Origin of the sequence: Ensifer sp. SSB1, from assembly GCF_016652895.1 — a bacterium.
In the GTDB taxonomy this organism is placed as follows: domain Bacteria; phylum Pseudomonadota; class Alphaproteobacteria; order Rhizobiales; family Rhizobiaceae; genus Ensifer.
The window spans coordinates 26,970-34,213 of sequence record NZ_JAEPRP010000039.1; the positions used below are offsets into that span (position 1 = coordinate 26,970).

General features: G+C 63.2%; 5 protein-coding genes. 3 read left to right on the forward strand and 2 right to left on the reverse strand.

Features of this window, described 5'->3' with window-relative positions:
• The first annotated feature begins 53 nt into the window (after nt 1-53).
• Nucleotides 54-2,768 (forward strand): preprotein translocase subunit SecA, encoded by a 2,715-nt coding sequence (gene secA / locus I8N66_RS12310; protein ID WP_291154027.1) that lies wholly within the window; start codon nt 54-56, stop codon nt 2,766-2,768.
• 97 nt (nt 2,769-2,865) lie between these two features.
• Here the strand turns inward: secA and I8N66_RS12315 are convergent, their stop codons facing one another.
• Nucleotides 2,866-3,099, reverse strand: coding sequence for a hypothetical protein (locus tag I8N66_RS12315; RefSeq protein ID WP_113541344.1), 234 nt, complete (start codon nt 3,097-3,099; stop codon nt 2,866-2,868).
• Nucleotides 3,100-3,226: 127 nt separating this feature from the next.
• On the opposite strand from I8N66_RS12315, the gene I8N66_RS12320 reads away from it, so the two are divergent.
• Nucleotides 3,227-4,618 carry a lipopolysaccharide biosynthesis protein gene (locus tag I8N66_RS12320; RefSeq protein WP_291154054.1) on the forward strand — a complete coding sequence of 464 codons (1,392 nt, stop codon included), beginning with the start codon at nt 3,227-3,229 and terminating at the stop codon, nt 4,616-4,618.
• Nucleotides 4,615-5,889, forward strand: a complete 1,275-nt coding sequence (locus tag I8N66_RS12325; protein WP_291154030.1) for a GNAT family N-acetyltransferase — start codon at nt 4,615-4,617, stop codon at nt 5,887-5,889. Before I8N66_RS12320 ends, I8N66_RS12325 begins: the two co-directional genes overlap by 4 nt.
• A gap of 83 nt (nt 5,890-5,972) precedes the next feature.
• Here the strand turns inward: I8N66_RS12325 and I8N66_RS12330 are convergent.
• Nucleotides 5,973-7,244: AMP-binding protein (locus I8N66_RS12330; RefSeq protein WP_291154032.1), on the reverse strand; the 1,272-nt coding region annotated here is incomplete at its 5' end.

The window sequence follows — 7,244 nt, forward strand, 5'->3', positions numbered from 1 at the left end:
TTTCGCGGCGCGGCCATGAGACCTAGGGCAACAAAAAAGAAAGGACCATTCGTATGGTCAGTCTCGGCGGCCTAGCCCGCAAGTTGTTTGGTTCCGCCAACGATCGTCGCGTCCGCGGCTACAAGGCTCGGGTGGACGCCATCAACGCTCTTGAAGCCGAAATGAAGGCTTTGTCGGATGAGGCGCTCACTGCCAAGACGGTGGAATTCCGTAAGCAGTTGGACGAGGGCCAGACGCTCGACGACCTCCTGGTTCCGGCCTTTGCCGTTGCCCGCGAGGCCGCGCGCCGTGTCCTCGGCCTGCGTCCGTTCGACGTCCAGCTCATCGGCGGCATGATCCTGCATGAACGCGCGATCGCGGAAATGAAGACCGGTGAAGGTAAGACCCTCGTCGCGACGCTTCCGGTTTATCTGAACGCGCTTGCCAGCAAGGGCGTGCATGTCGTTACCGTCAACGATTACCTCGCCCAGCGCGACGCCGCCACCATGGGCCGCGTCTACAGCTTCCTTGGCATGAGGACCGGGGTCATCGTCCACGGCCTGACCGATGAGCAGCGCCGCGACGCCTACGCCTGCGATATCACCTATGCGACCAACAACGAACTCGGCTTCGACTATCTGCGCGACAACATGAAGTACGAGCGCGGCCAGATGGTCCAGCGCGGTCACTTCTTCGCCATCGTCGACGAAGTGGACTCGATCCTCGTCGACGAAGCACGCACGCCGCTGATCATCTCCGGTCCGCTCGACGACCGTTCCGATCTCTACAACACGATCAACGAGTTCATCCCGCTGCTGTCGCCCGAGGACTACGAAATCGACGAGAAGCAGCGCTCGGCCAACTTCTCGGAAGAAGGCACGGAGAAGCTCGAAAACCTTCTGCGCCAGGCGGGCCTGTTGAAGGGTGAATCGCTCTACGACATCGAGAACGTCGCGATCGTCCACCACGTCAACAACGCGCTCAAGGCCCACAAGCTCTTCACCCGCGACAAGGACTACATCGTCCGCAACGACGAAATCGTCATCATCGACGAGTTCACCGGCCGCATGATGCCGGGACGGCGTTACTCCGAAGGCCAGCACCAGGCGCTCGAAGCCAAGGAAAAGGTGCAGATCCAGCCCGAGAACCAGACCCTCGCCTCGATCACCTTCCAGAACTATTTCCGCATGTACTCCAAGCTTGGCGGCATGACCGGCACGGCAGCGACCGAAGCGGAAGAATTCGGCAACATCTACGGCCTTGAAGTGATCGAAGTGCCGACCAACCTGCCGATCAAGCGTATCGACGAGGACGACGAGGTCTACCGTACCCAGGGCGAAAAGCTCAAGGCCATCATCGACGAGATCAAGTCGGCGCACGAACGCGGCCAGCCGATGCTGGTTGGCACGACGTCGATCGAAAAGTCCGAACAGCTTGCCGATCTCCTCAAGAAGTCCGGCTTCAGCAACTTCCAGGTGCTGAACGCGCGCTACCACGAGCAGGAAGCCTTCATCGTCGCCCAAGCCGGCGTACCGGGCGCAGTGACGATCGCCACCAACATGGCCGGCCGCGGCACCGACATCCAGCTCGGCGGCAACATCGACATGCGCATCCAGCAGGAGCTTGCCGAAGTCGAGCCGGGCCCGGAGCGCGAACAGCGCGTCGAGGCGATCCGCACTGAAGTGCAGAAGCTGAAAGAGCAGGCACTTGCCGCGGGCGGCCTTTACGTTCTCGCGACCGAGCGTCACGAAAGCCGCCGCATCGACAACCAGCTTCGCGGCCGCTCCGGCCGTCAGGGCGACCCGGGCCGCTCCAAGTTCTACCTGTCGCTTCAGGACGACCTGATGCGCATCTTCGGCTCAGACCGCATGGACAGCATGCTGCAGAAGCTGGGTCTCAAGGAAGGCGAAGCGATCGTCCATCCCTGGATCAACAAGGCGCTTGAGCGCGCGCAGAAGAAGGTCGAAGCGCGCAACTTCGACATCCGCAAGAACCTCCTGAAGTATGACGACGTTCTCAACGATCAGCGCAAGGTGATCTTCGAGCAGCGCATCGAGCTGATGGATGCCGAAAGCGTCACCGAGACTGTGACCGACATGCGCACCGAGGTCATCGAGGACATGGTCGGCAAGCGCATCCCCGAGCGTGCCTACGCCGAGCAGTGGGACGTCGAGGGTCTGAAGGCCGACGTGCAGCAGTACCTCAATCTCGACCTGCCGATCGTCGAATGGGCGGCCGAGGAAGGCATCGACGAGGCTGATATTCTCGAGCGCGTGACCGCCGCTGCCGAAAAGGAAGCCGCAGATCGCGCCGAGCGTTTCGGCCCCGAGATCATGCAATATGTCGAACGCTCGGTGGTGCTGCAGACGCTCGACCATCTCTGGCGCGAGCATATCGTCAACCTCGACCACCTGCGCTCGGTCATCGGTTTCCGCGGCTACGCGCAGCGTGACCCGCTGCAGGAATACAAATCCGAGGCCTTCGAGCTCTTCCAGGCTCTGCTCGGCAACCTGCGCCAGGCTGTGACTGCACAACTCATGCGCGTCGAGTTGGTCCGCGAAGCGGCCGAGGCGCCGCAGCCGGCACCGCCGGTCATGCACGGCCACCATATCGATCCGTTGACGGGCGAAGACGATTTCGGCGACAGCGCCGGAACGCTTCTTGCCGCCGCCCCCGTACAGCGCGACGCGAACGATCCGGCAAGCTGGGGCAAGGTCTCGCGCAACGAGCTCTGCCCGTGCGGTTCCGGCAAGAAGTACAAGCACTGCCACGGCATCTACGAAGCATAATCCAGGCAAGGTAAAGCGGGTGCTGTTGGCGCCCGCGGCCCAGTTCCTCAGGAAATGCCGCCTTCGGGCGGCATTTTCGTTTCCCGCTCCTTGCTTTCTAGCAATCGAACGACTTGGCGTAGGCGATCAGGTTTTCGAGCGCGTGAATGCCTGTGCGATTGATGTGGCGACGGCCGAGGGTGGCGTTGATGCGAAAGGCGAGGTCTTCTGCCTCGGCCGTTTTCAGTTCATCCAGTCGCTCGATGCCGATCTCTTCGAGATAGCCGATCATGCGCGGGCCGATCGATTTTGCCCGCATCATTCGTTGCCGTTCGCTGTCCTCAATCGGCATGGCTGGCCCCATCAAATACAACCGCGCTGAACCGTTTGTTAACGCTGTTCTGGCAGTACTGAAACCCTGTATTGCGTAATCTCAGGGTGTTCTCGTGTTCATGGCGGTATGTCAAACGGCCGGACGAATGCTGCCGTTGGCGCTGAGACACCGCCTGTCCGCGGTGCTCGGCGCAATGGTCGCGATCCTGACCGGCGCCGACATGAAGAACACGGCGCGCCGGATGGCGCTCGTTGCCTTCACCGTTCGCATTTTCAGCGCCGCCATCGCCTTCGTCTCGCAGATCATCCTGGCGCGAATGATGGGCGAATTCGAATACGGCATCTTCGTCTTCGTCTGGGTGCTGGTGATCCTGTTTGGAAGCCTCTCCTGCGTCGGTTTCCATGCTGTCGTCATCCGCTTCCTGCCGGAGTATCAGGCGGCTGCAGCACTCGACGAGATCCGCGGCGTAACGACGACGGTGCGGGTCTTCGCCCTCACCTCCGCCACCACGGTCGCCGTCGTCGGCCTGCTCGGCCTCTGGCTCTTCGGCGCCTATGTCGAAACCTACTACCTCTTCCCGCTCTATCTCGGCCTCTTCACCCTGCCGATGATCTCGCTTGGCGACGTCATGGACGGAACATCCCGGGCCCACGGGTGGGCGCTTTCCGCCATGAGCCCCACCTTCATCATCCGCCCGCTGCTGGTGCTCGTCTTCATGGTGCTCGCGGTTTCCGCAGGCGCGGCGCATACGGCGCAAACCGCCATGGTTGCTGCCATGGCCGCCGCCTATGTCACCACCGTCTCGCAGTTCCTGGTGCTCACCTATCGCCTCCGCTCGCGTTACGTGGAAGGTCCCCGGCGCATCGAGCTTGGCCGCTGGCTCAAGGTCTCGATCCCCGTCTTCCTGGTCGATGGTTTCGGCTTCCTGCTCACCAATTCCGACGTGGTGATCGTTGGCCTCTATCTCGATCCCGATGACGTCGCGATCTACTTCGCGGCCGCCAAGACCATGGCGCTGGTGCACTTCGTCATGTTCGCCGTCAAGGCAGCAGCCGGCCCGCGCGTCTCGAACGCCATGGCCCGGGATCGCCGGCAGCTCGCCGCGATCGCGATCGAAAGCGCCCGTTGGGCCTTCTGGCCGTCGCTTCTCGTTGGCGCGCTGGTCCTGCTTGCAGGCCCGTTCCTGCTCTCTCTCTTCGGCCCTGCTTTCGTCACCGGCATGCCCTTGATGATGATCCTCTTCGGCGGCATTCTCGCCAAGGCCTTCGTCGGCCCGGCGGAAACGCTTCTGACGATGGCAGGCCAGCAGACGCTCTGCGTGATCCTCTACGCTGGCGCGCTGGTGGCCAACATCGCACTCAACCTGAGCCTCATCCCTCTCCTCGGACTGACCGGCGCTGCGCTTGCAACCGCAGGTGCAATGTTTGTCGAGGCGATGTTGCTGCATATCGCCGTCCGGCGTACCTTCGGCTTCGCGCTCTTCGCCTTTGCGCGCGTGCGGGCTGGCAATGAAAACAACGGGGCTGTCCATCCATGATCGGCAATACCAATCTTCCGAGCGACGCTAACAGTCGCGCCGCCCGGGTCCTTGGCGGGCTCGCACAACCGGGTGATGCGGGCCCGACCGCGGAGCATCTGATCGAGGTCGGCCGCCCTGGACGCCATCTCGCCATCTACCCGGCCAAGGCCGGCTACGAATTGCAGCGCGAGCTCGACTTCCTGTCGAACCGGGCACTGGAACCAAACGTCTTCTTCACCGGCCGCTTCCTTGCCCCGGCGATGCCGCGCCTCGAAGAACGGGTGATCCGGCTCGCGATCATGCGCGACAATGACGAGCGCCGCAGCCGGCTGCGTTTCCTGATGCCGTTTTCGATTGAAAAGCCCGGCTTCTCGATCGGCGCGCCGATCATTCGCGCCTGGTCGAACCCCTTCGGTCCGCTGGGCGTTCCGTTGGTCGATGCCGAGGATGCCGCCGAGACCATCGACAATCTGTTCGAGGCCTTCACCGCGCCCTCGACCGGCCTGCCGTCCGTGCTCGTCCTTCCCGACATGCGCCTCAATGGCAAGGTGGCCCGGCTTACGCGTGCCGTCGCCATCGGCCGCAACCTCCCGCTGACAGTGACCGACACTTTCAGCCGCCCCATGCTCGAAAGCCTGTTTGACGGGCCGACCTATCTGCGCAACGCCATCAGCCCGGCGCATTTCCGCGAGCTGCGGCGGCAGTGGAACAATCTCGAAAAGCAGGGTGTGCTGAACTATTCGGTCGCTCGCCAACCGGGCGAAATCCGCTTGCGCATGGAGGAGTTCCTGGCGCTCGAAGCGTCTGGATGGAAGGGCAAGAGCCGCAGCGCCATGGTGCTAGATCGCTTCCGTGCGGCCTTTGCCCGCGAGGCGATCACCAACCTTGCCGACGGCGACAGCGTACGCATCCACACCCTCGACCTCGATGGCCGCGCGATCGCATCCATGGTCGTGTTCCTGATGTCGGGCGAGGCCTACACCTGGAAGACCGCCTATGACGAGCGCTATGCCAAGTTCTCACCGGGCAAGCTGCTGCTCGCTGAACTGACGGAATGGCATCTCGACGATGCCAACATCGCCCGCTCCGATTCCTGTGCCGTGCCGGATCATCCGATCATGAGCCGGTTCTGGCAGGAGCGCGAGGAAATGGGCACGCTGGTGATCGGCCTGCAGCAGACCCGCGACCGCGAAGTGCGCCAGGTCGCAGCCCAGCTCCACCTCTACCGCAACACCCGCAACATGGCGCGGATCCTGCGCGACAAGATCAAGGCGCTCGCCGGACGCTAGGGCGGGATGAGGAAAACTCTGCGCGGTTTTCCACCCGCATCCTGCTCTAACTCATTGGAATCTGCCGCGCGGCGACCACGGTCCTACGACGCTTCGGAAACCTCGATCGCCCCGCACGCCTCCGCCGCGGCGCGATCGCGCAGGAACCGCCTGATAACCTTGCCGGAGGTCGTCAGAGGCAGGCTGTCGACGAAGGCGATCTCGCGCGGATATTCGTGCATCGAAAGTCGGGTCTTCACCCACTCGCGAATGGACGTCGCGACACGCTCGTCACCATCCACGCCCGGCCTCAACACGACATAGGCCTTGACGATCTCGGTGCGAACCGGGTCCGGCTTGCCGACGGCGGCGGCAAGTTGCACGTCCGGGTGACCGGCAAGGCAATCCTCGATCTCGCCTGGGCCGATGCGGTAGCCTGACGAGGTGATGACGTCGTCGTCGCGGCCGAAGAAGGTGAAATAGCCCTCCTCGTCGATCACGCCCTGATCGCCGGTCGTCATCCAGTCGCCGATAAACTTCTTCTCCGTCGCCGCCTCGTTGCCCCAGTATCCCAGGAACATCACAGGATCCGGCCGCCTGACTGCGACCTGGCCGACGCTGCCGTGCGGCAATTCGCGGCCTTCGGCGTCGATGATCGCCACCCGGTGACCGGGGGCTGCCTTGCCCATCGATCCCGGCCTGACGACGCCAAGAGCGGCAGCTGACGAGATGACGATGTTGCACTCGGTCTGGCCGTAGAATTCGCTGACCTCGAGACCGAGCGCCGCCTTTGCCCATTCATAGGTTTCGCGCCCCAGGGACTCACCGGCCGAACCGATGGTCCGGAGATTGAGGCGGTAGCGCTCGCGCGGTTTCTCGACCGCCTTCATCAGCCGAAGTGCCGTCGGCGGAATGAAGGCATTGCGCACATCCATCTCTTCCAGAATACGAAACGCCGTATGCGGATCGAACTTCTGCGCCGGCGAAGACACGACCGGCACGCCATGCAACAGCGACGGCAGGAGCGCGTTGAGCAACCCTCCTGCCCAGGCCCAGTCGGCCGGCGTCCACATGCGATCGCCCGGCTGCGGCAGGAAGTGATGATGGAACTCGAAACCCGGCAGATGGCCGAGCAGCACCCGATGCCCGTGCAGCGCGCCCTTGGGCGGCCCGGTCGTGCCCGAAGTGTAGATCATCAATGCCGGATCGTCCGGCCCCGTATCCGCCGGCACGAAGCCCTCAGGATCCCCGGAAGCGAGCGACGAGAAGGCGATCGTCCCCGGCTGCGGCTGATCGTCCGCCAGCACGACGAGGCGCAGTTCCGGCAACCGGTCACGGATCGCGGCAATACGTTCGAAACCGAAACCATTGGTAAC